The sequence below is a fragment of the Streptomyces sp. NPDC002032 genome, from assembly GCF_042890765.1.
In the GTDB taxonomy this organism is placed as follows: Bacteria; Actinomycetota; Actinomycetes; order Streptomycetales; family Streptomycetaceae; genus Streptomyces.
On sequence record NZ_JBIASM010000001.1, the window covers coordinates 94,531 to 119,252 of the forward strand.

General features: G+C 74.3%; 25 protein-coding genes. 11 read left to right on the forward strand and 14 right to left on the reverse strand.

Annotated elements, in window-relative coordinates:
• Positions 1-43 precede the first annotated feature (43 nt).
• Both ACFYYT_RS00480 and ACFYYT_RS00485 read right to left on the reverse strand, forming a co-directional pair.
• Positions 44-772 (reverse strand): glutamine amidotransferase, encoded by a 729-nt coding sequence (locus ACFYYT_RS00480; protein ID WP_351825996.1) that lies wholly within the window; start codon positions 770-772, stop codon positions 44-46.
• A 30-nt stretch (positions 773-802) separates the two neighbouring features.
• Positions 803-2,041 carry a MurT ligase domain-containing protein gene (locus tag ACFYYT_RS00485; RefSeq protein ID WP_351825997.1) on the reverse strand — a complete coding sequence of 413 codons (1,239 nt, stop codon included), beginning with the start codon at positions 2,039-2,041 and terminating at the stop codon, positions 803-805.
• A 123-nt stretch (positions 2,042-2,164) separates the two neighbouring features.
• On the opposite strand from ACFYYT_RS00485, the gene def reads away from it, so the two are divergent.
• A complete protein-coding gene (gene def / locus ACFYYT_RS00490) occupies positions 2,165-2,710 on the forward strand; it encodes a peptide deformylase (protein ID WP_351825998.1) in 546 nt (181 codons plus the stop codon).
• 47 nt (positions 2,711-2,757) lie between these two features.
• Here the strand turns inward: def and ACFYYT_RS00495 are convergent, their stop codons facing one another.
• Complete coding sequence (locus tag ACFYYT_RS00495; RefSeq protein WP_351825999.1) at positions 2,758-3,402, reverse strand: TetR family transcriptional regulator; 645 nt, start codon at positions 3,400-3,402, stop codon at positions 2,758-2,760.
• Positions 3,403-3,598: 196 nt separating this feature from the next.
• Here ACFYYT_RS00495 and ACFYYT_RS00500 point away from each other — a divergent pair, with 196 nt between their 5' ends.
• Positions 3,599-4,828: an acyl-CoA dehydrogenase family protein gene (locus tag ACFYYT_RS00500; RefSeq protein ID WP_351826000.1), complete on the forward strand. Its 1,230-nt coding sequence runs from the start codon at positions 3,599-3,601 to the stop codon at positions 4,826-4,828.
• A 103-nt stretch (positions 4,829-4,931) separates the two neighbouring features.
• On the opposite strand, the gene ACFYYT_RS00505 is transcribed toward ACFYYT_RS00500, so the two are convergent.
• Both ACFYYT_RS00505 and ACFYYT_RS00510 read right to left on the reverse strand, forming a co-directional pair.
• Complete coding sequence (locus tag ACFYYT_RS00505) at positions 4,932-5,810, reverse strand: hypothetical protein (RefSeq protein ID WP_351826001.1); 879 nt, start codon at positions 5,808-5,810, stop codon at positions 4,932-4,934.
• A 33-nt stretch (positions 5,811-5,843) separates the two neighbouring features.
• The gene (locus ACFYYT_RS00510) at positions 5,844-6,266 is read right to left on the reverse strand and encodes an SRPBCC family protein (protein WP_351826002.1); all 423 of its coding nucleotides are present in this window, start codon (positions 6,264-6,266) and stop codon (positions 5,844-5,846) included.
• A 154-nt stretch (positions 6,267-6,420) separates the two neighbouring features.
• Here ACFYYT_RS00510 and ACFYYT_RS00515 point away from each other — a divergent pair, with 154 nt between their 5' ends.
• Positions 6,421-6,606: a DUF5999 family protein gene (locus ACFYYT_RS00515; RefSeq protein WP_351826003.1), complete on the forward strand. Its 186-nt coding sequence runs from the start codon at positions 6,421-6,423 to the stop codon at positions 6,604-6,606.
• A 147-nt stretch (positions 6,607-6,753) separates the two neighbouring features.
• Here ACFYYT_RS00515 and ACFYYT_RS00520 read toward each other — a convergent pair whose 3' ends face one another.
• Together ACFYYT_RS00520 and ACFYYT_RS00525 are read right to left on the reverse strand one after the other, a co-directional pair.
• Positions 6,754-8,775 (reverse strand): NB-ARC domain-containing protein, encoded by a 2,022-nt coding sequence (locus tag ACFYYT_RS00520; RefSeq protein WP_351826004.1) that lies wholly within the window; start codon positions 8,773-8,775, stop codon positions 6,754-6,756.
• A gap of 160 nt (positions 8,776-8,935) precedes the next feature.
• Entirely contained in the window at positions 8,936-9,904 is a 969-nt protein-coding gene (locus ACFYYT_RS00525) for a fibronectin type III domain-containing protein (protein WP_351826005.1), read from the reverse strand.
• 230 nt (positions 9,905-10,134) lie between these two features.
• On the opposite strand from ACFYYT_RS00525, the gene ACFYYT_RS00530 reads away from it, so the two are divergent.
• From ACFYYT_RS00530 to ACFYYT_RS00555, 6 genes are all read left to right on the forward strand, one after another.
• The gene (locus ACFYYT_RS00530; RefSeq protein ID WP_351826006.1) at positions 10,135-11,727 is read left to right on the forward strand and encodes an ABC transporter substrate-binding protein; all 1,593 of its coding nucleotides are present in this window, start codon (positions 10,135-10,137) and stop codon (positions 11,725-11,727) included.
• Positions 11,724-12,716 (forward strand): ABC transporter permease, encoded by a 993-nt coding sequence (locus ACFYYT_RS00535; RefSeq protein ID WP_351826007.1) that lies wholly within the window; start codon positions 11,724-11,726, stop codon positions 12,714-12,716. Before ACFYYT_RS00530 ends, ACFYYT_RS00535 begins: the two co-directional genes overlap by 4 nt.
• Positions 12,709-13,590, forward strand: coding sequence for an ABC transporter permease (locus ACFYYT_RS00540; protein WP_351826008.1), 882 nt, complete (start codon positions 12,709-12,711; stop codon positions 13,588-13,590). Before ACFYYT_RS00535 ends, ACFYYT_RS00540 begins: the two co-directional genes overlap by 8 nt.
• 65 nt (positions 13,591-13,655) lie before the next feature.
• Positions 13,656-14,552, forward strand: a complete 897-nt coding sequence (locus ACFYYT_RS00545; RefSeq protein WP_351826026.1) for an ABC transporter ATP-binding protein — start codon at positions 13,656-13,658, stop codon at positions 14,550-14,552.
• Positions 14,545-15,213, forward strand: coding sequence for an ATP-binding cassette domain-containing protein (locus tag ACFYYT_RS00550; protein WP_351826009.1), 669 nt, complete (start codon positions 14,545-14,547; stop codon positions 15,211-15,213). The genes ACFYYT_RS00545 and ACFYYT_RS00550 overlap by 8 nt, the downstream gene beginning before the upstream one ends.
• A gap of 130 nt (positions 15,214-15,343) precedes the next feature.
• A complete protein-coding gene (locus ACFYYT_RS00555) occupies positions 15,344-16,912 on the forward strand; it encodes a hypothetical protein (RefSeq protein WP_351826010.1) in 1,569 nt (522 codons plus the stop codon).
• Positions 16,913-16,989: 77 nt separating this feature from the next.
• Here the strand turns inward: ACFYYT_RS00555 and ACFYYT_RS00560 are convergent, their stop codons facing one another.
• The 5 genes from ACFYYT_RS00560 to ACFYYT_RS00580 all read right to left on the reverse strand — a co-directional run bounded on the left by ACFYYT_RS00560 (position 16,990) and on the right by ACFYYT_RS00580 (position 20,753).
• On the reverse strand, positions 16,990-17,637 hold the full coding sequence (locus ACFYYT_RS00560) for a cytochrome b/b6 domain-containing protein (protein ID WP_351826011.1): 648 nt from the start codon (positions 17,635-17,637) through the stop codon (positions 16,990-16,992).
• The gene (locus ACFYYT_RS00565) at positions 17,621-18,358 is read right to left on the reverse strand and encodes a molybdopterin-dependent oxidoreductase (protein WP_351826012.1); all 738 of its coding nucleotides are present in this window, start codon (positions 18,356-18,358) and stop codon (positions 17,621-17,623) included. The genes ACFYYT_RS00560 and ACFYYT_RS00565 overlap by 17 nt, the downstream gene beginning before the upstream one ends.
• Before the next feature lie 93 nt (positions 18,359-18,451).
• Positions 18,452-19,375 carry an ion transporter gene (locus ACFYYT_RS00570; protein ID WP_351826013.1) on the reverse strand — a complete coding sequence of 308 codons (924 nt, stop codon included), beginning with the start codon at positions 19,373-19,375 and terminating at the stop codon, positions 18,452-18,454.
• A 292-nt stretch (positions 19,376-19,667) separates the two neighbouring features.
• The gene (locus ACFYYT_RS00575) at positions 19,668-20,267 is read right to left on the reverse strand and encodes a DinB family protein (RefSeq protein WP_351826014.1); all 600 of its coding nucleotides are present in this window, start codon (positions 20,265-20,267) and stop codon (positions 19,668-19,670) included.
• An 81-nt stretch (positions 20,268-20,348) separates the two neighbouring features.
• The gene (locus tag ACFYYT_RS00580) at positions 20,349-20,753 is read right to left on the reverse strand and encodes a DUF5997 family protein (protein WP_351826015.1); all 405 of its coding nucleotides are present in this window, start codon (positions 20,751-20,753) and stop codon (positions 20,349-20,351) included.
• Between the two features lie 58 nt (positions 20,754-20,811).
• Here ACFYYT_RS00580 and ACFYYT_RS00585 point away from each other — a divergent pair, with 58 nt between their 5' ends.
• Positions 20,812-21,612 carry a LysR family substrate-binding domain-containing protein gene (locus ACFYYT_RS00585; protein ID WP_351826016.1) on the forward strand — a complete coding sequence of 267 codons (801 nt, stop codon included), beginning with the start codon at positions 20,812-20,814 and terminating at the stop codon, positions 21,610-21,612.
• A 46-nt stretch (positions 21,613-21,658) separates the two neighbouring features.
• On the opposite strand, the gene ACFYYT_RS00590 is transcribed toward ACFYYT_RS00585, so the two are convergent.
• The gene (locus ACFYYT_RS00590) at positions 21,659-22,234 is read right to left on the reverse strand and encodes a hypothetical protein (protein WP_351826017.1); all 576 of its coding nucleotides are present in this window, start codon (positions 22,232-22,234) and stop codon (positions 21,659-21,661) included.
• A 296-nt stretch (positions 22,235-22,530) separates the two neighbouring features.
• On the opposite strand from ACFYYT_RS00590, the gene ACFYYT_RS00595 reads away from it, so the two are divergent.
• Positions 22,531-23,931 (forward strand): NADP-dependent succinic semialdehyde dehydrogenase, encoded by a 1,401-nt coding sequence (locus ACFYYT_RS00595; protein ID WP_351826018.1) that lies wholly within the window; start codon positions 22,531-22,533, stop codon positions 23,929-23,931.
• Here ACFYYT_RS00595 and ACFYYT_RS00600 read toward each other — a convergent pair.
• Positions 23,897-24,565, reverse strand: a complete 669-nt coding sequence (locus ACFYYT_RS00600; protein WP_351826019.1) for a TetR/AcrR family transcriptional regulator — start codon at positions 24,563-24,565, stop codon at positions 23,897-23,899. The genes ACFYYT_RS00595 and ACFYYT_RS00600 overlap by 35 nt on opposite strands.
• Between the last annotated feature and the right edge of the window lie 157 nt (positions 24,566-24,722).

The following is a 24,722-nucleotide window of genomic DNA, read 5'->3' on the forward strand; positions in this document are numbered from 1 at the left end:
GACGGTACGGATGCTGCGGACGGTACCGGCGGGACCGCGCGGGCTACGCGGGCTGCGTGGCCGCCGCGATGCGCTCGTTGCGCAGCGCCTCGTACCAGCGGTCGTCTATGGCCGGCAGCGCGTTCACGTCGAGGGCCAGCTTCAGCAGCAGGTCCGCGATCAGCGGGTTGCGCGCCATGACGGGGCCGTGCATGTACGTGCCGAAGACGGTGTCGTTGTACGCGCCCTCGGTGCCGTCCCCGGTGCCGTTGCCGCGGCCCAGCCGGGTGCGGGCGAAGGGCCGGGCCGTCGGGCCCAGGTGCGTGACGCCCTGGTGGTTCTCGAAGCCCGTCAGCGGCGGCAGGTTCAGCCGCGGGTCGATGTCGGCCAGTACGTCGCCGACACACCGCTCGCCCTCGCCGCGCACGGTGACCACGTCCAGCAGGCCGAGGCCCTGCTGGCGCTCGCCCATGTCGTTGACGAACTCCTGGCCGAGGATCTGGTACCCGGCACAGACGGAGAAGACGATCGCCCCGTTCGAGACGGCGCGCTCCAGGCCGCCGTCGCGCAGCAGCCGCTCCGCGGCCAGCCGCTGGGGCCGGTCCTCGCCGCCGCCGATCAGGTAGATGTCGCCCGACGTGGGGATGGGCTGGTCGCTGCGCACGTCCACGCGCTGGACGTCCAGGCCGCGCTGGCGCGCCCGGCGCTCCACCACGAGGGCGTTGCCCTGGTCTCCGTACGTGCTGAGCAGGTCCGGGTAGACCCACACCAGACGCAGGCTGTTGTCGCTCATGCTCTAGTCCTCTGCGGTTCTGACGGGGCGCTAGTTGCCGACGCGGCGGCGCACGTCCTGGAAGGCGGTGTAGTTGGCGATCAGCTCGATCTGTCCGGGCGGCGCGAGCTGCACGGCCTCGTCGAGGGTCTCGCAGACCCGGAAGTCCAGACCGGCCACTTCCAGGCGTACCGCGAGGTCCAGCTTGCGGTCGCCGATCACGAAGATCGGGTGGCCGAGGAGGCGCGGGTAGTCCACGTCCCACAGCCAGGAGGTGTCCGTGCCGTCGGCGCCGCGCGCGTTCACCGAGAGGATCACCGGCGTGGGCGGCGGGTCGATCAGCGAAAACGTTTCGAGCCAGCCCGCGGGGTTCTTCGCGAGCAGCAGGCGCAGCTCGCGGCCCATGAAGTTCACGACGTCGTAACGGCCGGCGACGGCCTGCACCTGGTACATGCGCTCCAGCGCGACCTGCGGGGGCACGCCGAACACGGCGGCCACGGCGGCCGAGGTGGCGGCGTTCGCCTTGTTGGCGCGGCCCGGCAGCTGGAGGTGGATCGGCCAGGCGCTGCCATGCGGGTCGAGCACGTGGTCGCCGGAGAGCACCCAGCTGGGGGCCGGGCGGCGGAAGCCGCACTCGGCGCAGAACCAGTCGTCGCCCGGGCGCTGCATGACGCCACCGCAGGAGGGGCACGACCAGGCGTCGTCCTTCCACTCCTGGCCGGCGGCCACCCACACGACGTTCTGCGACGAGGACGCCGACCACACGATCAGCGGGTCGTCACAGTTCGCCACGATGACCGCCTTGGAGCCCTGGAGCCCCTCGCGCCACTTCTCGGCGAGCATGCGGGTCTCCGCGGCGCGGTCCAGCTGGTCGCGGGAGAGGTTCAGCAGGGCGATCACCTTGGGGGTGACGTCCCGGGCCACCCCGGCCAGGTACTTCTCGTCGACCTCGATGACGCCGTACTTGGCGTCCGAGCCGCCGGCCAGGGCCGAGGTGATGCCCGCCGGCATGTTGGCGCCGAGGGCGTTCGAGACGACCGGCCCGCTGGCCCGCAGGGCCTCCGCGATCAGCCGGGTCGTCGTGGTCTTGCCGTTCGTCGCGGAGACGAGGACGACATCGAGATGCTGCGCCAGCGCGCCGAGGAGATCGGGGTCCAGCCTGAGTGCGACCTTGCCACCGATCACCGATCCGCTTCCGCGTCCCGCGGCCCGCGACACCGCCGCCGCGGCCTTGCCCGCCGTCACGGCCAGCTTGGCCCGCGGCGAAAGCGGCTCCGTGTTGCCTGCCATCGTCCCTTGTCCTCCTTGCGTCGGTCGGCCCCAGCCTATCCAGTACCGGCCGGGGCCTTGACCGCGGCGCCCCCAGGCCGCCGCGGATCTCCTCATATATTCGCCCGTCGTACCCTTACGGCCATGCGACAGCGCCCCATCCCCGGTACCACCGGACTCGTCCGCACCATGAGCCTGCTGGGTGATCCGGTGCTCCACTCCGCCTGTGCGGAGGTGACCGCCTTCGGGCCCGAACTCGACCGTCTCATCGAGGACATGTTCGCCACGATGTACGCCGCCCAGGGCGTCGGCCTCGCCGCGAACCAGGTCGGCGTCGGGCAGCGGGTCTTCGTCTACGACTGCCCCGACGACGAGGACGTCCGCCACGTGGGACACCTCGTCAATCCGCGTCTGGTCCTCGCGGACGGTGACGAGTTCCGCGGCCCCGAGGGCTGTCTGTCCCTGCCCGGGCTGGAGGCGGGCACCGTCCGGTTCGACCGGGCGGTCGTCGAAGGGGTGACCTCCGACGGGTCACCCGTACGGATCGAGGGCACGGGCTTCTTCGCCCGCTGCCTCCAGCACGAGTGCGACCACCTCGACGGCACCGTGTACGCGGACCGGGTGACCGGTCTGCGCGCCCGCCGCCTGCGCCGGGCGATCCGCCGGGCCCCGTGGTCCCGGCGCGGCTGAACCGGGCGCCGGGCCCGGGGGCGGGTCCAGTCGGGTCCAGGCGGGGTCTAGAAGCCCGGGCCGTCCGCGCGGTTGCCGGCGGTGGAGAGCCGTCCCCACAGCAGGTCGGTGAGCCCGGCCACCAGTTCGGCCCGGCCGCAGGGGCGTTCGCCGAGCCACCAGTCCCCGGCGGCGTGCATCATGCCGACGATGCCGTGCCCCCAGATGCGGGCGAGCTGTTCGCCGCCCGGGCCGAGGTCGACGCGTTCGCCGACCACCTGGGCCAGTTCCTCGCCGAGCCGGCGCAGCAGCGGGGCCGAGTGCAGGCCCACGTCGAAGCCGCGCTCGGGGCTCTGCGGGTCCTCGGCCGGGTGCATCAGGAACCGGTACACCTGCGGCCGGGCCTCGATGGCGGCGAGGTAGGTGTCGAGGGTGGCCTCCACCCGGCGGCGCCGTTCGGCGGGCGCGTCGAGCGCGGCCCGCAGCGAGTCCAGCAGGGCGTCGGTGTGCCGGACGGCGAGGGCCTGGTAGAGCCCGGCCTTGTCGCCGAAGTGGCGGTAGAGGATCGGCTTCGTGATGCCCGCCTCGGCCGCGATGGCGTTCATGGAGGCCTTGGGGCCGTCCCTGAGCACGACGCGGTCCGCCGCCTCCAGCAGCTCCCGCCGACGGCGTTCGGCTGCTCCCGGCTCTCCGGCCTGCGCAGTGGTGTGCATGACGTGTTTCTCTCCCCGCCCTTGCGATGGTGCGTGACGCCCACGCAACGTAACACCCCGCACACCCTCGTGTTCGATCCGGCGGCGCTTGACAGTGCTTACCGACCGGTAACAGACTGTGGCCATTGTTCGGGTTACCGACAGTAACTCGCGGGAGCGGGCCTGTCGGTGGCCGTGTGAGACAGCTGGAGGGGACATGGCGGAGTTCACCATGGAGCTCAACGACGACCAGAAGCAGGTCCGTGACTGGATCCACGGCTTCGCCGCCGACGTGATCAGGCCCGCGGCCGCGGAATGGGACGAGCGGGAAGAGACTCCGTGGCCCGTCATCCAGGAGGCAGCCAAGGTCGGCATCTACTCCCTGGACTTCTACGCCCAGCAGTTCTTCGACCCCACCGGCCTCGGCATCCCGATGGCGATGGAGGAGCTCTTCTGGGGCGACGCGGGCATCGCCCTGTCGATCGTCGGTACCGGTCTCGCGGCCATCGGCGTCGTCGCCAACGGCACCGAGGAGCAGATCGGCACCTGGATCCCGCAGATGTACGGCACCCCGGACGACGTGAAGGTGGCCGCGTTCTGCTCCTCCGAGCCGGACGCCGGCTCCGACGTCGGGGCGATGCGCACACGGGCCGTCTACGACCAGGCCAAGGACGAGTGGGTGCTGAACGGCACCAAGACCTGGGCGACCAACGGCGGCATCGCCAACGTCCACATCGTCGTCGCCGTCGTGGACCCGGAGCTCGGCACCAAGGGGCACGCCTCCTTCATCGTGCCGCCGGCCACCCCCGGCCTGTCGCAGGGACAGAAGTTCAAGAAGCACGGCATCCGCGCCTCGCACACCGCGGAAGTGGTCCTGGAGGACGTACGGGTGCCCGGCTCCTGCCTGCTCGGCGGCAAGGACAAGCTCGACGAGCGGCTCGCCCGGGCCCGCGAGCGGGCGGCGGCCGGCGGCGGCGAGCGCGTGAAGAACGCGGCGATGGCCACCTTCGAGGCCTCCCGGCCGGCCGTCGGCGCGATGGCCGTGGGCACGGCGCGGGCCGCGTACGAGGTCGCCCTCGACTACGCCATGACCCGCACCCAGTTCGGCCGCCCGATCATCGACAACCAGGGCGTCGCCTTCCAGCTCGCCGACATGCGCACGCAGATCGACGCCGCCCGCCTGCTGGTGTGGCGGGCCTCCTGGATGGCGGTGGCGGGCAAGCCCTTCACCTCGGCGGAGGGCTCGATGTCCAAGCTCTACGCGAGCGAGGTGGCCAAGAAGGTCACCGCCCAGGCGGTGCAGATCCTCGGCGGCAACGGCTTCACCCGTGAGTACCCGGTGGAGCGCATGCACCGGGACAGCGCGATCTACACCATCTTCGAGGGGACGAGCGAGATCCAGCGCCTCGTCATCGCCCGCACCCTCTCGGGCATGCCGATCCGCTAGCCGCGGCCGGGAAGGAGGGGCGGGGCCGGGCGGCCCCGCCCCTCCTTCCCGATTCCCGCTACCGCTACCGCTACCGCTACCGCTACCGCTACCGCGCCCGCGGTCAGCGCACGGGGGCGAGGCAGTTGGTGCGCACGCCGCCCGGGCCGTACTTCAGGTCCGCGTAGAACTCCCCGTCCGCGCAGGTCGCCCCGGGCTCCAGCAGCCGCGTGACGCGCAGCTCGGCCGACGCCGCGCCGCACGGCACCACCCGCAGGTCCTGGTCGTGCCAGTCGCCCGCGTTGCGCACGCACTGCCCCACGGTCAGCGTGCTCGCCCCGCGCTCCTCCCCTCCCGCCACCAGGCCGATCACCAGGAGCGCCGCGACGGCGAGGGGGAGGAGCACCGCCGGCAGGAGGAAGAGCAGCGCGGCCGGCCGCCGCCACAGCGGCCGCCCCGGATCGAGCGGGGGCCGGAAGCCGCCCACCGGCGGGCCGAGCCGGCGGAAGGCCGCGCGCGGGCCGAGGTTCACCAGCAGCGTCACCGGGGTGATGAACAACGACAGCGGACCCCACCACCCCTGCCACAGGGTGTCGGCGGACATCCGCCGATACGTGGAGGTGCCGCAGTCGCGGCAGAACGGCCCCGGGGCGCTCAGGAAGCGCATCAGCACGATCAGGCCCTGGTGGCCCCGGACCGTGGCGGGAGCGGCGGGCACCGCCCCGCACACCCGGCAGCCCACGGTGCCGGGCGAGTACGGGTGGACGTAGCCGCCCGGCTGCGGCCCCGCAGGCCCCGGCGGACCGTACGGCCCGTACGGTCCGGGCGGCGCCTGCGGCGGGGCGTACGGCCCCCGCGCCCGCGGGTCGGCGTACGGACCCTGCGGCCCCGGCGCCGGGCCGTAGGGGCCGTGCTGCCCGTACGGGCCGGAGGGGCCCGGCTCCCGCGGGGGCGGCGGTGGCGGTGGTGTGGCCACGGTGGTCTCCTGGTGCGCGGTGATCATCGTGCGGTGATCACGGCACCCTAGCCGGGGGGCTCAGGCGCGCAGCAGGCGGGTGAGGGCGTGCCCGAAGAGGACCCGGCCCGCCCGGGCCGTCAGGGGGTCGAGGAAGCGCGGGAGGGCGCTCAGGCGCAGTTCCTCGCGCCAGTGCACCTCCGTGCCCCCGTCTGCGGCGGCGCGGACCTCGATCTCCGCCCAGCCCGTCACGACCCGGCCGCGCTTCTCCAGCCGGACCAGCCGCGGCGGTTCCCAGCGCACGATCTCCATGGGGTCGTCGAAGGTGATCCTGCCCACGCCCGTGCGCGCCGTGAAGCGCGTTCCGCTGCCCGTCGGCGGCGGCGTATCGATGATCGTCCGGGTGAGCGGGACCTGGGCACCGTGCCGTTCCCAGTCCGTCACCCGCCGCCAGGCCTCGGCCGGCGGGAGGGGACTGCGGCGAATGATCCTGATGACGGGCATGAGCGCATGGTAAGCGGGCATACACACCCTGAACTGGACCACGAATATGGGTTCCGTCCGGGGGTGGCGATCAGTAATACTCACCGCCACCGTGGATCGCGGATTCGACCGGGTGACCACCGGCCCTCCCGCCCCACTCTGCGAGGAGGTCGCCATGTGCTCCCACCAGCCCCCCTGCCCGCCCGCCGACAGCGCCGATCACGACGCTGCCCGCTCCGTGGCCTCCCACCCGGAACAGGGGTGGAGCCTGCTCTGCAACGGCGTGGTGGTGTTCGACGACACCGGTGAACTGCTCCCCGAAGGCCGGACGGTGGAACCCCGTCGGCCGGCCCTGGTCTGAGCCGAGGAGGCAGCATGCGCCAGCAGCTGATCCGCAAGCCCGTCCCCAAGCCCGCCCCCCGAGACCTGGACCTCCGTACACCGTCGGGCAGACCCCTCCCGTACTGACGGGAGCTCCGGGAAGATCACGGCGTCCACCGGCCGCACCTCAGCCGGTGGACGCCGCCGCACCTGCCAGGAAGGCGCTTTCGTACGCCGCGTCGCCGATCGCCGCCCGCGCCTGGCGTTCGCCCTGGTCGCGCAGGGCCGTCAGCGAGGGCGAGCCGCCCATCTGCGGCCGCCCGACGGTGCGCCACCAGGCGTGCCCGGTGCCGAGCAGCCGCGCGGCCAGTTCCCCGTCGCCCAGCCCCGCCACGGCCGCCGCGAGCACGTCCAGGCCGAGCGCGATGCCGAAGCGGTCGCCCAGCAGCCGTTTGCCGGAGAGCATGGCCCGTACGTGCCGGGCGGCCTCCCCGTGCTGGCCGAGCCCCAGCGCGGCGACGGCCAGGATGTAGTCCGCGTACGCCCGCAGCCACCGTTCGCCCAGCTCCGCGCAGGACTCGCGCAGCCCCCGGGCCTCCTCGGCGGCCTCCTCGAAGCGCCCGAGGTCGCACAGGGCGTACCCGGTGGCCAGCCGGCACAGCAGCCAGCCCGGCCCGCTGGTCCGCCCGCCGTGTCCGGCCCGGGCCCGGGGCCCCGCCAGCGCGAGCGCCGTCTCGGGGTCGCCCGGCATCAGGACCGAGACCGCCCCCAGGTAGGCGGCGCGCAGTTCCGGCTCCGGGTCGGCCAGCCCGGCCGCGACCCGGGTGCAGCGGGCGCCGGTCTCCCGGGCCCGGTCCATGTCCCCCTGGAGCAGCATCGTCAGCCCGGCCGCCCACAGCCCCTGGGCGTACGCGGCGCCTCCGGGCGGGGCCCCGGCCAGGGCCCGGTCCAGGAAGCCCCGGCCCTCGTGGACGTGGCCGCAGGCGAACCAGAAGAACCACAGGGCTCCGGCCATCTCCAGGGCCGCCGCGGGGTCGGCGGCGAGCAGGTGCTCCAGGGCGGTGCGCAGCTGCGCGTGCTCGGCGGTCGTCCTGCGGTACCAGTCCACCTGGCCCGGGCCCAGCCATCCCTGGTCGGCGGCCCGGCAGAGGGTGGCGTACCAGTGCGCGTGCCGGTCGGCCACGGCGGCGACCTCGCCGAGTTCCGCGAGCCAGTCGTGGCCGAACTCGCGGATGGTGTCGAGCATCAGGTAGCGGGCGCCCGCGCCGCGTTCCTCGGAGCGCCGGACGACGGACTTGGCGACGAGCCCGTCCAGGACGCGTTCCACCCGGGCCGGGGCCAGGGGCCCGCCGGAGCACACGGCCCGCGCGGCGGCCACGTCGAAGTCGCCGGTGAACACCGAGAGCCGGGCCCACAGCAGGCGTTCCACCGGTTCGCACAGCTCATGGCTCCAGCCGATCGCGGTGCGCATCGTGCGGTGCCGGGGCGGCCGCGCGGCCCGGCCGCCCTTGAGGACCTCGAAGCGGGTGCCGAGCCGCTGCGCCAGCTGCTCCACGCTCCAGAGCCGCAGCCGGGCGCCCGCCAGTTCCAGGGCGAGCGGGATGCCGTCCAGGCGGCGGCAGACCTCGGCGGCGACGTGGATCCGTCCGGGGTCGGCGAAGACGGCGGCCGCCCCGGGGGCGGCGGCCAGGGCGCGGGCCTTGAAGAGGGCCAGGGCGTCGCTGTCGGGGCCCTCGAAGGGCAGTGGAAGCACCTCCAGCACGCTCTCGCCGGGGGAGCCGAGCCGCTCCCGGGAGGTGGTCAGTACCGTCAGCCCGGGTGCGGACTGGAGGAGTTCGGCCGCGAGGTGGCGCACGGCGGAGACGAGGTGCTCGCAGGTGTCGAGGACGAGGAGGAGCTCCTTGTCGGCCATCCAGGCGCACAGCTCCTCGTCGAGGGGGTGCGCGGAGTGGTCGGCGAGGCCGACGGCGTGGGCCACGGTCGCGGTGAGCAACTGCGGGTCGCGCAGCGGCGAGAGCCGCACCCACCAGATGCCGTCGGGCCGGGCCGCCGTGCGGGCGACGGCGCGGCGGGCGAGGCGGGTCTTGCCCACGCCGCCCACCCCGGTCAGGGTGATCAGTCTTCGGTCGTCCAACAGGGCTTCCAGCCGGGTGAGTTCGGGCTCCCGGCCGACGAAGCCCGCCGCCTCCGGCGGCAGGTTTCCCGGCACGGCGCCAGAGTCTGGCGCAGGGCCGCCGCTCGCGGAGTCTGCCTGACTGTCGTTGACCGAGTACTCACCGAACACGGTTGTATTGTGCGCGATCTTCTTTCGCGGCAATGCCGTTCGCGTCGGATCGGCGTGGGATCGGGGTCCCGGCGGGACGGGGTGCTCAGCCGGCGAGCGTGATCCGCCGCTCTTCGCCGAAGGCTCCCCAGTTGCCGTCGGGCAGCCGGGCGCGGAGTTTGAGGGTCCAGACGGTCCCGGCCGGTTCGGTCGTGTCGAGGCGGTAGGAGGCCCGGCCGGAGGGAATGGCTCCGGATCCGAACCGGATGACGGTGACGGGCCGGTCGTTGACGTAGAGCTGGTACTCGGCGGTCGGCCGTCCGGTGTCCGGCGGGGTCCAGGTGATCTCGACCGCGCGCGGGGAGGCCGTCGCGGTGAACGCGCCGGGTGCGGTGCCGGGGCCCTGGGCCGGGTCGGGCGGGGTGGTCACGGCGACGGCGGGGCCGTCCGGGGAGGAGTTGTCGGCGCCGTCGCGGGCCCGGACGGTGAAGGAGTAGGCGGTGCCCGGCTGGAGGCCCGTCAGGGTGGTGGCGCGCTCACCGGAGCCCGTGGTGTGGATGCCGATCCCGCCCTGGTAGACGTCGTACGCCGTCACGCCGGTGTCGTCCGTCGCGGCGGCCCACTCCAGCCGGACGCTCCGGGGCCCCTCGGCCCGGCCGGTGGTGGCGGGTGGGGCGGTGGGGGCCCGGTGGTCCTCGGGCTTGGCCTCCGGGGTGGTGACCCGGGCGGGGGAGCTGAGGGCGGAGCGGTTCCCGGCGGCGTCCCGGGCGCGGACGCTGAAGGCGTAGGCGGTCCGCGGGGCGAGTCCGGTGACGTCCACCATCGTCTTGTCGGCGGGGAGTTCGCGCACCAGCTGCCCGCCCTGGAACACCTGGTAGCCGGTGACCCCGTCGGCGGGATCGGCGGACTGCCACATGACGTGGACCGAAGTGGCGCTGCCCGCCTGGGCGGTGAGCCCGCCGGGCGGGTGCGGGGGCCGGGTGTCGGCCCTGTCGCAGGCGGCTCCCAGCGCTCCGGCGGCCAGGCAGAGGGCGAGGGCCGCGGTGAGGGTGCGTGGGGGAGCGGGGCGTCGCACGGGGTGGCTTCCTGCGCTTCCTGGCCGAGGGTTGCCGCGTAAAGGTCTAGACATATATGGCACGCGCGGCGCCGGCCGGGCAAGACCCCTGCGGCCGGCGGGACGGCCGGGCGGCCCGGGAGCGGCGGGGCCGACGGCGATGTGGCCGGGTTCGTCGTCTTCTGATCCCGTCTGGCATTATTGCGATCTCTTTGCAATAACAGATGACCGTGAACAGGGATGTGCACAGCATGACGGCCCGGACCATACGGGGAGCGGCCGCGGCCGCGCTCGCCGCCGTACTCACCACGGGCGCCACGGCCTGCTCGAACCCCTCGGGGCCCGCGGCGACGGCCGCCGACTCCGCCGTGGTCGGCATCGCCACCGAGCCCGAGACCCTCAGCCCGCTGCTGGGCTACGGCAAGGACGGCAACTCCAAGATCTTCGACGGGCTGCTCACCCACGACGCGGACATGAAGCTGAAGCCCGCGCTCGCCGAGGCCCTCCCCGAGGTCTCCGCCGACGGCCGCACGTACACCTACCGGCTGCGCCGGGGAGTGAAGTTCAGCGACGGGGAGCCCTTCACGGCGAAGGACGTCGAGTTCACCTACCGCACGATCCTCGACCCGCGCACCAACAACGCCTCCAAGACCGAGCTCGACGCGATCGAGAGCGTCACCGCCGAGGCCCCCGACCGGGTCGTCTTCACGCTCAAGTACCCCTACGCGCCCTTCGCGGAGCGCACCGTCCTGCCCATCGCCCCCGCGCACGTGGCGGCCGGGCAGGACGTCAACGGCGGCGAGTTCACCACCCGGCCGATCGGCACCGGCCCCTACCTGCTCGCCGGCTGGTCCAAGGGCGAGAAGATCGCCTTCAGGGCGAACCCGTCCTACTGGGGCGGCGAACCCGCCGTGAAGAAGTTCACCATGGCCGTCATCAAGGACGACGACGTCCGCGCCACCCGGCTGCGCTCCGGCGAACTCGACGCCGCGATCCTGCCCCCGGCCCTCGCCCGGGGCTTCGCCGACGACAAGACCCGCACGACCTACGCCGCGAAGACCTTCGACTACCGCAACGTGACCCTCCCGACGGCCCACGCCGTCACCGGGGACACCGCCGTCCGCCAGGCCCTCGACCTCGCCGTGGACCGCCGGGCCATGGTCGACAAGCTGCTGGACGGCGCCGGCAAGGCCGCCTACGGCCCCGTCCCCACCGACAGCCCCTGGTTCACGCCCGGCACCGAGCGCGCCCACGACCTCGACCGGGCCAAGCGGCTCCTCGACGACGCCGGCTGGCGGCCCGCCGCCGACGGCATCCGCGTCAAGGACGGCGTCCGCGCCTCCTTCCCGCTCTGGTACACCACCGGCGACAAGATCCGCCAGGACCACGCGCTCGCCTTCGCCTCCGACGCCAAGAAGGCGGGCATCGAGGTCAGGACGGAGGCCGGCACCTGGGAGGTCATCGAACCCCGGATGAAGACCGACGCCGTCCTCGCCGGCGGCGGCTCCCCGGCCGACCCCGACTTCGACCAGTACCTGCTGCTGAACTCCGCCCTCGCGGGCGACGGCTTCAACAACATGGCCCGGTACGACAACCCGGCGGTCGACCGGGCACTGACCGACGCCCGCGAGAGCGGCGACCCGGCCGTGCGCAAGGCCGCCTACGACACCGTGCAGCGCGAGCTCGTCAAGAACCCCGGCTACGTCTTCCTCACCCACATCGACCACCTCTACGTCGTGAACGACAAGTGGGACGGCCCCGGCACCCAGGTCGAACCCCACGACCACGGCCTCGGCTCCGGCCCCTGGTGGAACGTCGAGCACTGGAAGCCGAAGCAGAAGTGAACCGCCGCCTCCCCTGGGGGCCGATGGCACGCATGGCGGGGCGGCGCACCCTGTTCGCCGCCCCCGTCCTGCTCGTCGTCACCTTCGGCGTCTTCGCCGTCGCCGCGCTGTCCCCCTTCGACCCCGTCAAGGCCTACGCGGGCACCGCCGGGCTGACCGCCTCGCAGGCCGAACTCGACCAGCTGCGCGCCAACCTCGGTGCGGACCAGCCGCTCGTCGCCCGCTGGTGGCACTGGCTGACCTCGGCGCTCACCGGCGACCTCGGCACCTCCTCCGTCATGCGCCAGCCCGTCACCGACGTCATCACCGGCCGCCTGGGCTGGTCCGCGCTGCTCGCCTGCTGCGCCTTCGCCCTGGCCGTCCTGCTCGGCACCGTCCTCGGCGTGCTCGCCGCCCGCCGCCAGGGCGGCCTGCTGGACCGCGGCGCGTCCGCCCTCGCCTACACCCTGGAAGCGGCCCCCGTCTTCTGGCTCGGCCTGCTCGCCATCTGGTTCTTCGCCGTACGCCTCGGCGTACTGCCCTCCGGCGGGCTCACCGACGCCGCCAGCGACACCGTCACCGCCGGACAGGTCGCCCGGCACCTGGTGCTGCCCGCGCTCGTGCTCGGCATCTCCCAACTGCCCTGGTTCTTCCTCTACGTGCGCCAGGGCGTGGCCGACGCCCTGGCGGAGGACCCCGTACGCGGGGCCCGGGCGCGGGGACTGGCCGAGCGGCGGGTCCTGCTCAGCCACGGGCTGCGCTCCGGCATGCTCCCGGTGCTCACCCTCATCGGCTCCCGGGTGCCCGAACTGATCACCGGCGCCCTGCTCGTGGAGACCGTGTTCAGCTGGCCCGGCATCGCCGCCGCCACCGTGCAGGCCGCCACCTCGGTGGACTTCCCGCTGCTGGCCGCCCTGACCGTGCTGGCCACCGCCGCCGTACTGGCCGGGAACCTGCTGTCCGACCTCCTGTACGGGCTGGCCGACCCGAGGGTGGGCTTCGATGGCTGACACCTCCCGCCCCCCGGTGCGGTGGCGCCGCCACGGCTCCGGCCACCGCGCCACCCCCGCCCTGCGCCCGCGCGCCTCGGCCGCCGTCCTCACCGTGATCGCCCTCGCCGTCCTGCTGGTGCCCCCACTGGCGCAGCTCGACCAGCAGGCCGTCGACCTCTCCGCGAAGCTGCTGCCGCCCTCCCCGCAGCACCCCTTCGGCACCGACGACGTCGGCCGCGACCTGCTCCTGCGCTGCGTCTACGGGCTGCGGGTCTCCCTCCTCGTCGGCCTCGTGGCGGCGCTCGCCGCCACCGTCCTCGGCACCGCCGTGGGCGCCGCCGCCGGGGCCCTGGGCGGCTGGACCGACCGGCTCGTCATGCGCGCCGTCGACGCCCTGTCCTCGATCCCGCACCTGCTGCTCGGGATCTTCATCGTGGCCCTGTTCCGGCCCGGCGTCTGGCCCGTGGTGGTCTCGGTGGCGCTGACCCACTGGCTGTCCACCGCCCGGATCGTGCGCGCCGAGGTGCTCTCCCTGCGCGGCCGCCCGTACGTGGACGCGGCCGTCTCCGGCGGCGCCTCGCGGTGGCGGGTCGCCGTACGCCACCTCGTGCCCGGGGTGCTGCCGCAGGCCGGGCTGGCCGCCGTGCTGATGATCCCGCACGCCATGTGGCACGAGTCCGCCCTCTCCTTCCTCGGCCTCGGCCTGCCCGCCCGGCAGGCCAGCCTCGGCACCCTCGTCCAGAGCGGGCGTGGCTCGCTGCCGGCCGGCGACTGGTGGCCCACCCTCTTCCCCGGCCTGCTGCTCATTGCCGCGACGCTGGCCCTCGCCGGCCTCGCGGGCGCCTGGCGCGACCGCCAGAACCCACGCCGCCGCTCGGAGCTGACCCTGTGAACACACCCCCGCCCCCCGCGGCCCCCGACGTACTGCGCGTCGAGGGGCTCTCGGTGCGCTTCCGGATGCGGGCCGGGCGCTACGTCGAGGCCGTCACCGACGCCACCTTCCGGCTGCGCCCCGGCAGCTGCCTGGTCCTCGTCGGCGAGAGCGGCTGCGGCAAGTCCGTCCTCGCCTCCGCCCTGCTCGGCCTGCTCCCCGGCAATGCCGAAACCGCCGGATCGGCGCTGCTGTCCGACGGCCTCGACCTGCTCGCCGCGGACGAACGCACCCTCGCCCGCACCGTACGGGGCCGCCGCGTCGGCCTGGTCCCGCAGAGCCCCGCCGCGCACCTCACCCCGGTCCGCACCGTCCGCTCCCAGCTGGCGGAGACCGTCCGGGAACTGGCCCCGCCCGAGGGCGGCAGGGCCGGGCTGCGCGCCGCCACCGAAGCCGCCGCCGAACGGGCCGCGTTCCCCGCCGGCCACCTCGACCGCTACCCCCACGAACTCTCCGGCGGCCTCGCCCAGCGCGCCGCCACCGCCCTCGCGCTCGTCGGGGACGCACCCCTGCTGCTGGCCGACGAGCCCACCACCGGCCTCGACCGGGACCTGGTCCACCGCACCGTCGACGAACTGCGCGCCCACACCCGGGACGCCGGCCGGGCCCTGCTGATGATCACCCACGACCTCGCCGCCGCCCGCCGCGTCGCCGACACCGTCGCCGTCATGTACGCGGGCCGGATCGTGGAGCTCTCGCCCGCCGACGCCTTCTTCGGCGCGCCCGGACCCCGCCATCCCTACGCCCGGGGCCTGCTCGACGCCCTCCCCGAACGCGCCTTCACCCCCGTCCCCGGCGCCCCGCCCGAGCTCGGGAACCTCCCGCCCGGCTGCGCCTTCGCCGCGCGCTGCGCCCTGGCCGACGACACCTGCCGGACCGTGCGGCCCGCCCTCACCGAAGGGGTGGCCTGCCACCGTGCTTGAGCTCAAGGGCATCACCGCCGGATACCACCGCCGCGAGCCCGTCGTGCGGGACGCGCACCTCGCGCTGCGCCCGGGCGAGGCCCTCGGCCTGCTCGGGCCCAGCGGCTGCGGCAAGTCCACCCTGGCCCGGGTGGCGGCCCTGCTGCACCGGCCCGACCGGGGGAGCGTGACCCTCGACGGCCGCGCGGTGACGGGCTTCCGCCACCGGGCCCCGCGCTCCCTGCGCACCGAGGTCGGAGTCGTCTTCCAGCAGCCCCGGCTCTCGGCCGACCCCCGCCTGCGGCTGTACGACCTCGTCGCCGAACCGCTCCGCGCCACGGGCCGTCGTCACGCCGTGGCCGCCACCGTGCCGGAGCTGGCGCAGCGGGTCGGCCTCGGCCCGGACCTGCTCGCCCGGCGGCCCCACGAGGTGAGCGACGGACAGCTGCAACGCGCCTGCGTGGCCCGGGCGCTGGTGCTGCGGCCGCGCTGGCTGGTCTGCGACGAGATGACCGCGATGCTCGACGCCTCCACCACGGCCGCCCTCGTCGCGGTCGTCGAGGAGTACCGGGCCGAGGCCGGCGCCGGACTGCTCGCCGTCGGCCACGATCCGGTGCTCCTCGGCCGCTGGTGCGACCGCACCCTCCACTGGAAGGAGATCACCGGCCGCGGCGCCGGATGATCGACTTGTTGCGCCTTCGTGAATCATCCGGCTCCTCCATGGACTCCTCGGGCAGTGCGATCTAGCGTCTGGCGGCGGCGCGATGTCAGACACATTGTCAGCAAATCCGAAGGACAAGGAGGATGCCCGGATGTTCCGAAGAACGCTGAACTGCGCCGTGGTCCCCGCCCTCGCCGCACTCACGGTGATGTACGGGACCGCCCCGGCCCAGGCCGAGGAGATCCCCAAGGCGCCCGGCCACCGCCTGGTCAGCCACTACGACGGCGCCCCGGCCGCCCCCGCGCCGCTGCCGGGCGAAGCCCCGCCGCAGCACCCCCACCTCGCGCCCAACGGCCGCAGCGGCATGCACTCCGACGCGGCCGGCAGCGCCACCTCGCCGTGGTCCGGCCCGCTCGGCAGGAACCCGCGGGTCACCAGTGAGAAGATCGCCGCCCTCGGCGGCGAGTGCGCCACCGCCACCTTCGACGCGGGCGGCCGCCTGGTCACCGTCTGCGGCACCTTCTCCGGCTTCAAGGTCAAGCTCCTGGAGCCCCGCACGCTCGCCACGCTCGCGGAATACCAGCTCCCGCAGCGTTCTTCGACGGTCGAGGCGATCACCTCGCTCGACTTCGCGAAGATCTTCAAGGACACCTCGGGCGGCGCCTACTTCTACCTGGACGACCAGGACCGGGCCGTGCTGGCCGACTCCCGCCAGCACGTCCTGCGCCTGTCCCACGGCCAGAACCCCGACGGCAGCTGGAAGTTCACCGTCGACGACGACTGGGACCTCACCGGCCAGGTCCCGCACGACTGCGTCAGCTGGACCAACCTGTGGCCCAGCGGCAGCTGTGACCCCGTCACCTCCGTGATGCCCGACTGGGACGGCCGCATCTGGTGGGTCACCCGCCAGGGCCGCGTCGGCACCGTCGACCCGGGCACGGGGACGATCCGCTCCGTCCGGCTCGCCGGCGAGGAGATCCAGAACTCCTTCTCGGTCGCCGAGGACGGCGTCTCCATCGTCACCGACCACGCGCTCTACAGCTTCCGCGCCACCGCCGACGGCACCCCCGAGGCCCAGTGGCGCCAGACCTACGACCGCGGGACCGGCACCAAGCCCGGCTCCGTCAACCAGGGTTCGGGCACCACCCCGGACCTGTTCGGCAACGGCTACGTCGCCATCACCGACAACGCCGACGACCGGATGAACGTCCTCGTCTACAAGCGGGGCAACGACGTGCCCGCCGACCGGCGGCTGGTCTGCAAGGTGCCCGTCTTCGGCTCCGGCGCCTCGACCACCGACAACTCCCTGATCACCTGGGGCAACAGCATCGTCGTCGAGAACAACTACGGCTACGAGAACCCGACCTCGCTGCTGCTCGGCAAGTCCGTCACCGGCGGCGTCAGCCGCATCGACGTGCGCCCCGACGGCAGCGGCTGCGACACGGTCTGGACGAGCGACGTCCGCGCGCCCTCCGTCGTCCCCAAGCTCTCCACCGGCAACGGGCTGCTCTACTTCTACGAGAAGGAGCCCAACGCCTGGGGCATCGACGCCTGGTACCTCACCGCGGTGGACTTCCGCACCGGTGAGCGCCGCTGGCGGCAGCTGACCGGCACCGGCCCGCTGTACGACAACAACTGGGCGCCGATCACCCTCGGCCCCGACGGCACCGCCTACGTCGGCGTGTTCAACGGCATCGTCGCCGTCCGCGACGGCGGCTGACCCCGCCGCCACCCGCCCGCCACCCGCCCGCCCCGGGCCGCCGCCCGACCGGCGGGGCCCGGGGCGGGCGGCCCGGCTCACTCCCCGGGCCGCCACAGCGGATGTTCGGCCTCGGCCCACCACCGGCCCACGAGGCCGGTGCGCATGCCCCGCCGGGCCTCCGGATCGCCCAGGGCCTTGCCGATGTGCCCGGCCAGGACGAGGCCCAGGGCCAGGGCCAGCCAGTCGTGGACGAAGGTGGCCCCGGTCCGCCACACCAGCGGCGCCAGCCCGGTGAACCACATCAGCAGCCCGGTCCCCAGCATCACCAGCACCGCTCCGGCCAGCCACGCCGCGTAGACCTTCTGGCCCGCGTTGAACTTGCCGGCCGGCCGCGGCCCGCGGCGGCGCAGGGCCGACCGCAGCCAGACCCGGTCGTGCGGCCCGAACCGGTTCAGCACCCGCAGATCGGCGCGGAAGGCGCGCGAGAGCAGCCCCAGCAGGAACGGCACCAGGAGCAGCAGCCCCGACCAGGTGTGGACGGTGACCACCAGGTGCCGGCGCCCGACGAGCTCCGCGAGCGGCGGCAGGTACAGGGTGGCGGCCGATCCCGCGCACACCCCCGCGAGGACGGCCGTCGTGCGGTGGACCCAGCGCTCGGCCCCGCTGAAGCGGCGCACGCGGGGCGGTAGATCAGCGGGGAGATCAGGCGGGAGATCGGGCCGGAGCTCAGACCGTGGGGGCATCGTCACGTCCGTTCGAACGGCCGACCCAGGCGTCGACGTCGTAGCCGAGCCGCTCCCAGTAGCCCGGCTCCACCCCGTCGGTGACGGTGATGCCGGACAGCCACTTGGCCGACTTGTAGAAGTACATCGGCGCGACGTACAGCCGGGCCGGTCCGCCGTGGTCGTGCCCCAGCGGCGCGTCCCGCATGCGCAGCGCCACCATGACGTCCGCGCGCCGCGCCTGAGGCAGCGTCAGGCTCTCCGTGTAGGTGCCGTCGAAGCAGCTGAAGCGGATCGCCCGGCCCTGCGGCCGGACCCCGGCCGCGTCCAGCAGGTGCGCCACCGGCACCCCCTCGAAGGGCGTGCCGGGCACCCGCCAGCCGGTGACGCACTGCACGTCGCGCACCACCCGGGTCTGCGGGAGCCGCCGCAGGGCGTCCAGGTCGTACGTCGCCGGCCGGTCCACCAGGCCGTCGACGGTGAGCCGGTAGTCGGCCGGGGCGCGCCGGGGGACGGACGAGGCGACCGAGTAGTAACGGAACCCGCCGCCGTTCGGCAGCAGCCCGGTCAGGCCGGTCGGATCCTTGCCCGCGGCCGCGCCGAGCCCGCCCTCCACCGCGCGGCGCAGCGCCGGCGCGGCCACCAGCGCGGCCGCGCCGAGCGCCACCGTGCCCAGGACCAGCCGGCGCCCGACCGGGGCGCCGTGCCCGTCGGGATCCTCCGTACGCGTGTCTGTGCTCACCCGGCGATTCGACCACCGTCGGCGCCCCGGCACCAGAGCGGACGGCCGCCCGTCAGACTTCCGTCACATTCCGGGCGCCGGGGGTTCGGCCGGCTACACGGCGGATTCGAGCTGCCGCTCCGGCCCCCGGCCGGCGGCGGCGTCCGCCGCGGGCGCCGGCCGGACGTGGGCGAGGCTCGCCTCCAGGTCGTCCAGCGCCAGCCGGGCGGCGGCGATCCGCTCCCGGACCTCGTCGGCCGGGTCCGTGTCCCGCGCGGCCCGCTCCCGGGCCCGGGCCTCGGCTTCCTCCATCTCCCGCGCCTCGTCAAGGGAGTTGAGCACCACTCCGATCAGGACGTTGACCAGGACGAACGAGGCGAGCAGGGCGTAGGAGGCGTAGTAGATGATGCTGAACCGGGAGATCTCCAGCCCCGCCCGGACGGCATCGGTCAGCCCGTCCAGGGTGGTGAGCAGGAACAGGGTGAGCGCGGCCCGCCCGATCGACCCGTAGTGCTGGGGATCGGACTGCGCGAAGCAGACCCAGCCGACCATCGCGTACACGTACACCACCAGCGCGCCCACGAAAAGGAAGCTCGCGGTGCCCGGCAGGCTGCGCCCGACCGCGATCAGCAGGATCCGCAGGTGGGGCAGGAAACGGGCGGTGCGCAGCACGCGCGCCAGCCGCAGCAGCCGCAGCACGGTGGTGTTCTCGCGCAGGAACGGCAGGAACGCCGAGGCGACGATCAGCAGATCGAAGATGTTCCATGGGTCCCGGAAGAATGCTTTCGGCCGGTCCGCGTACGCCCCCAGGCGCAGCAGCATCTCCAGCGTGAACAGGGTCAGGCAGCCCTCCTCGGCCAGTTGCAGCACCTGGCGGTGCGCGACGGCCAGCCCGCTGTACGTCTCCGCCCCCATCAGCCCCGCGTTGAGCAGGATCACGACGAAGACGGCCATCCCGAACGACGGGTCGTCGGTGATGCGCCGGCAGTGGGCCGCCAGTCTCCCGCGGCCGGTTCCGGCCTGCGTGGGGTCCGTCATCTCGCTCCTCGTACTCGTTCGTGGCACGCGTGTCCGCCCTTCTAACGCCCCACGGCCGAACGGGTTTCAGAGGAGCGGGCCCGCCGTGGGAGGTGGGGGTGAGGGGAGATGCGGAGGCCCGGCACGGACGGCATCGGGGCCACAGGCCGGACCAGGCCGGACCAAGCGGGAGGAGGCGCCACGGGTGCCGGCCCTCGGGGCGATCGGCGCGTCCGTGGTGGTCAGGGTCTACGAGGCGGGGCTGGGGGCGCTGCCCGGCCGGCGGCTTCCGGCGCGGCCGCCCGGGCCGTCGTCAGGGCGCGGAGCCGTCGGCCCGTCCGGCCTCCCGGGCCGCCCGTTCCACCCGGGCCCGGTGCTCCCGCCACCACGCCGCGCCCGCGACGGGCAGGCTCTCGGCGCCGGGGCGCAGGCCCGTCCGGCCGTCGATGAGCTCCCGTACGAGGTCGGCGTGGCCGGCGTGCCGGTCGGTCTCGGCGATCATGTGGACGAGGCTGCGGTGCAGGGTCACCTCGCCGCGGTCGCCCCAGCCGACCCGGCCGACGCAGTCCAGGTCCAGCGCCGCGATGGTCTCGTCCGCGTGGGCGCAGGCCGCCCGGTAGAGCCCGACGACCTGCTCACGGGTCTCGTCGGGCGTGGCCCACAGATCCGCGTTGGGCTCGGCGTCCCCGGTGATCCACAGCCCCGGGGCTTCGAAGGGGCGCCCGAAGGTCGCGCCGAAGTACATGGCCTCGGCGCCGGTCGCGTGCTTGACGAGCCCGAGGAGATTGGTGCCGCTCGGGGTGACGGGACGGCGGACGTCGTACTCCGAGAGCCCTTCGAGCTTCCAGAGCAGGACGTCACGGGCGTCCCGGAGGTAGACGTGGAGGTCTTCCTTGGCGTCCGGTCCGATCATCCGACCAGTCTGCTGAGCCCGCCCCCGGCGTCCACGGGATTTCACGATGCGGACCGCGCGAGGCGGTCCGCGCAGCGGTGACTAGCGGGGGTCTTCGGTCTGCTTCTGGGCCTTCTGCGCGTTCTTCTCCTTGATGCGCACGGCTTCCTTGCGGACGTCGGCCTGGGTGGCGCGCTCCTTCTGCAGCCACTCGGGGTCGTCCTGCTTGATGGCCTCGATCTGGTCCGTGGTCAGCGCCTCGGTGATCCCGCCGCGGGCGAGACCGGCGATGGAGACGCCGAGCTTCGCCGCCACGACGGGCCGCGGGTGCGGGCCGTTGCGGCGCAGTTCCACCAGCCAGGCGGGCGGCTCGGACTGGAGTGCGTTCAGCTCGGAGCGCGAAACCACACCCTCCTGGAACTCTGCGGGGGTGGCTTCGAGGTACACACCCAGCTTCTTCGCCGCGGTGGCGGGCTTCATCGTCTGGGTGCTCTGGTGCGACGTCATGGGGTCAAGGGTATCGAGCGTGTGCGCTACCTCCGACCACGACCGGTAACCTGGCGGAGTGACAGGCTCGGATGTACCCCCTTCGTTCCGGCTCGCCTATGTCCCGGGAGTGACGCCCACCAAGTGGGTGCGGATCTGGAACGAGCGGCTGCCCGACGTCCCGCTGACCCTCGTGGGCGTGAGCGCCACCGAGGCGTTCGGCGCGCTGCGCGCCCGTGAGGCGGATGCGGGCTTCGTCCGGCTGCCCGTGGACGGTGCGGACCTCAGCGCGATCCCCCTGTACACCGAGACCACCGTGGTGGTCATCCCGAAGGACCACCTCGTGGCCGCCGTGGAAGAGGTGTCCACCGAGGACCTGGCCGACGAGATCGTGCTGCACCCCCTCGACGACGTCCTCGGCTGGGAGGCCCTGCCGGGCCGCCCCGCCTTCGAGCGCCCCGCCACCACGGCGGACGCGATCGAGCTGGTGGCGGCGGGCATCGGGGTCCTGCTCGTCCCGCAGTCGCTGGCCCGGCTGCACCACCGCAAGGACCTCACCTACCGGACGGTCACCGACGCCCCCGCGTCCCGCATCGCGCTGTCCTGGCCCGAGGAGCGGACCACCGACCTGGTGGAGGAGTTCATCGGCATCGTCCGGGGCCGGACGGTGAACAGCACCCGCGGCCGTCCGCCGACACCGCCCCAGCCCAAGCAGCGCAAGGCCGCCGGGGGCAAGGCGGGCGCCGGGAAGTCCGGGGGCAACGCGTCGGGCGCCAAGAGCGGCGGCAAGCCCACGGGCAAGCCCACCGGCAAGAACGCCCGGGGCGGCTCGGCCGCCCCGAAGGCCGGCAACCGCGGCAAGCCGCGCCGCCGCCCGTAGCCGGTCCCTTCCCCGGCCCCCTGCCCACCTCCCTTCGCCGGTCTCCTCAGTCGGCCGTCTCCCGGGATCCGGCGTCGGCCACCTGGACCAGCCGGTAGGAGTGGCCGCGCCGGGGCCTGCGCTCCGTGCCGCGCCGGCCGCGGGCCTGCCGGACGGCCGCGTCGAGCAGTGCCGAGACCCGCGGGTTGGCCCGGCGCAGCCGCAACAGCTGGTCCGGGCGCAGTCCGACGATCGCGGCGGCGCTGCCGGCGTGCACGCCCCGGGCCACGGCCTGGAGCAGCAGGCGGAGCCCGAAGCCGCCGATCCCGCCGGCCTGGTGCGCCGGGGCCAGCGCGGACGCGGAGGTGAGCGCCGTGTCGAAGGCCGGGTCCTGTGCGCGCCAGCGCGCCAGCATCGCCTCCGGGATCCCGGCGGCCGCCGCGCAGCCGGCCGGACCGAATCCCAGCGCCGCCGCGTGGACGGCCCGGGCGCGCCGGACGCCGTTCTCGGCGCGCAGGTCGGGGCGCGGATCGAGTGCGTCGGCCAGCGTCCGCTCGATGTCCTCGGCCGCGGCGAGGCCCGCCAGGACCGCCGCCGCCCATGGCCCTCGGTCCTCCGTCGCGTCCCGTGCCTGATCGTCCACTGGGTACGTACCTCCCGCCGTCCTCGCCCGGGCCGGGCCCCTGAACCCATTGTGCGACCGGGACGGGCCGCGGAGCGGGGCGGTCTCAGCAGGTGGCCGGCCCGGTCGGGGGCGGCGCCCCCGTCCACCGGCGGTCGCGCTTCCCCCGGCCGGCCGCTCGTGCGCGAGGGGCGGCGGCGCAAGGGCCGGCCCGTCACCGGCCTCCTCCGGCGCCCGGCGCCCCGTCCCACGCGTTGCGCGGCGGCGGCCCCGGGGGCAGGGTCGGTGGGGCGGTTACCTCCCAGGAAGGCCGGACCATGCCCATCGCCACCGTGAACCCCACGACAGGCCAGACGCTGAGCTCCTACGACGAGCTCGACGCCGCCGGCATCGAGCACGCCCTGGCGGAGGCCGCGCGCACCGCCCGCGCCTACCGGGGCACCACCTTCGCCGAACGCTCCGCGCTGCTCACCCGCGCGGCCGCCCTCCTGGAGGCCGAGGCCGAGGACATCGCCCGCACGATGACCACCGAGATGGGCAAGCCGCTGACCGCGGCCCGCGCCGAGGCCGCCAAGTGCGTGAAGGCGATGCGCTGGTACGCCGCCCACGCCGAGTCCCTCCTCGCCGACGAACACCCCGCCCCCGACGACGTGCGCGACGCGGGCGCCTCGGGCGTGCGGGTCCGCTACCGGCCGCTGGGCGTCGTGCTCGCCGTGATGCCGTGGAACTTCCCGCTCTGGCAGGTCGTCCGCTTCGCCGCGCCCGCCCTGATGGCCGGCAACGTGGGCCTGCTCAAGCACTCCTCGAACGTCCCCCGGACGGCCCTCTACCTCGGCGACCTCTTCCACCGGGCCGGGTTCCCGCGCGGCTGCTTCCAGACCCTGCTCATCGGCTCGCGCGCCGTCGAGGCCGTCCTGCGCGACCCGCGGGTGGCGGCGGCCACACTGACGGGCAGCGAACCCGCCGGGCGGGCGGTCGCCTCCGTCGCCGGGGACGAGGTCAAGAAGACCGTCCTGGAGCTGGGCGGCAGCGACCCGTACGTGGTCATGCCCTCGGCGGACATCGCCCGTGCGGCCCGCACCGCGGTGACCGCCCGGGTGCAGAACAACGGCCAGTCCTGCATCGCCGCCAAGCGGTTCATCGTCCACACCGACGTCTACGACGAGTTCGCCCGGCTCTTCACGGCCGGGATGGAGGCGCTGACGGTGGGCGACCCGATGCTCGAATCCACCGACGTCGGCCCGCTGGCCACCGAGTCCGGCCGGGCCGACGTGGAGGAACTCGTCGAGGACGCCGTGCGCAAGGGGGCCACCGTGCTGTGCGGGGGCGGGCGCCCGTCCGGCCACCCGGGCGGCTGGTTCTACGCCCCCACGGTCCTGGCCGACGTCACCGCGGACATGCGGGTCGACCAGGAGGAGACCTTCGGCCCCGTCGCCACCCTCTACCGGGTGGCGGACCTGGACGAGGCCGTCGAGCGGGCCAACCACACGCCCTTCGGCCTCAGTTCCAACGTCTGGACCCGCGACGAGGACGAGACCGAACGCTTCGTCCGCGACCTGGAGGCGGGCGGGATCTTCTTCAACGGCATGACCGCCTCCCATCCCGCGCTGCCGTTCGGCGGGGTCAAGCGCTCCGGGTACGGCCGGGAGCTGTCGGGGCACGGCATCCGCGAGTTCTGCAACGTCACCACGGTGTGGCGGGCAGCGGATCCGCACTGAGCGGCCGCGGACGGGCACCGAGCGGCAGCGGGCCCGTCGCGGCCGGCTCCATCAGGGCGGCGACGTGCTCGGTGACCATGTCGAGGAGCCCGGCCGTTTCCCTGGCGTCGCCGAGGACGAGGACGTTCAGGGTCAGCCCGTCGGTCATGGCGGCCAGGTAGCGGGCCAGCACCGGCACCGGGACGCGCAGTTCGAGGTCCATCTCTAGCCGCAGCTGGGACAGCAGCTCCCCGTACGTCTCGCAGTACAGCTCGTACTGGCGGCGCGCCAGGTGTTCGAACCCGGGCTGGCGCAGGGCGTACTGGGTCAGCTCGTACGTCAGCATGTGCTCGCCGGGCCGTTCGCGGACGTGGTCCCAGTACGCCTGGAAGCCGGCGCGGACGGTCTCGCGCACGGTGGCCCTCGGCCGGATGGCCTCCCTGACCACCGTGACGTAGTGGGCGGTGATCGCCTCGATGACGGATTCGAGCAGCGCCTGCTTGGACTCGAAGCAGTAGTGGAAGACGCTCAGGGACACGCCCGCCTCGGCGGCGATCGAACGCGTCGTGGTCCGCGCGACGCCGTCGCGGGTCATCGCCCGGATCGCCGCCTCGGTCAGCTGGCGGCGCCGCTCGGCCGAGGGCATCCGGGCCATGGGGGTCCTTCCTGATGGGTGGGGGAGGGCGGACGGGAACGCGGCGGGGGGGGGCGGCCCCGGGGCCGCCCGGGCCGCCCCCCCCCCCCCGGGGGGCGCCCCCCCGAACCCCCCCCCCCCCCCCCCCGTGCCCCCCCCCCGTCCCCCCGGCCCCCCC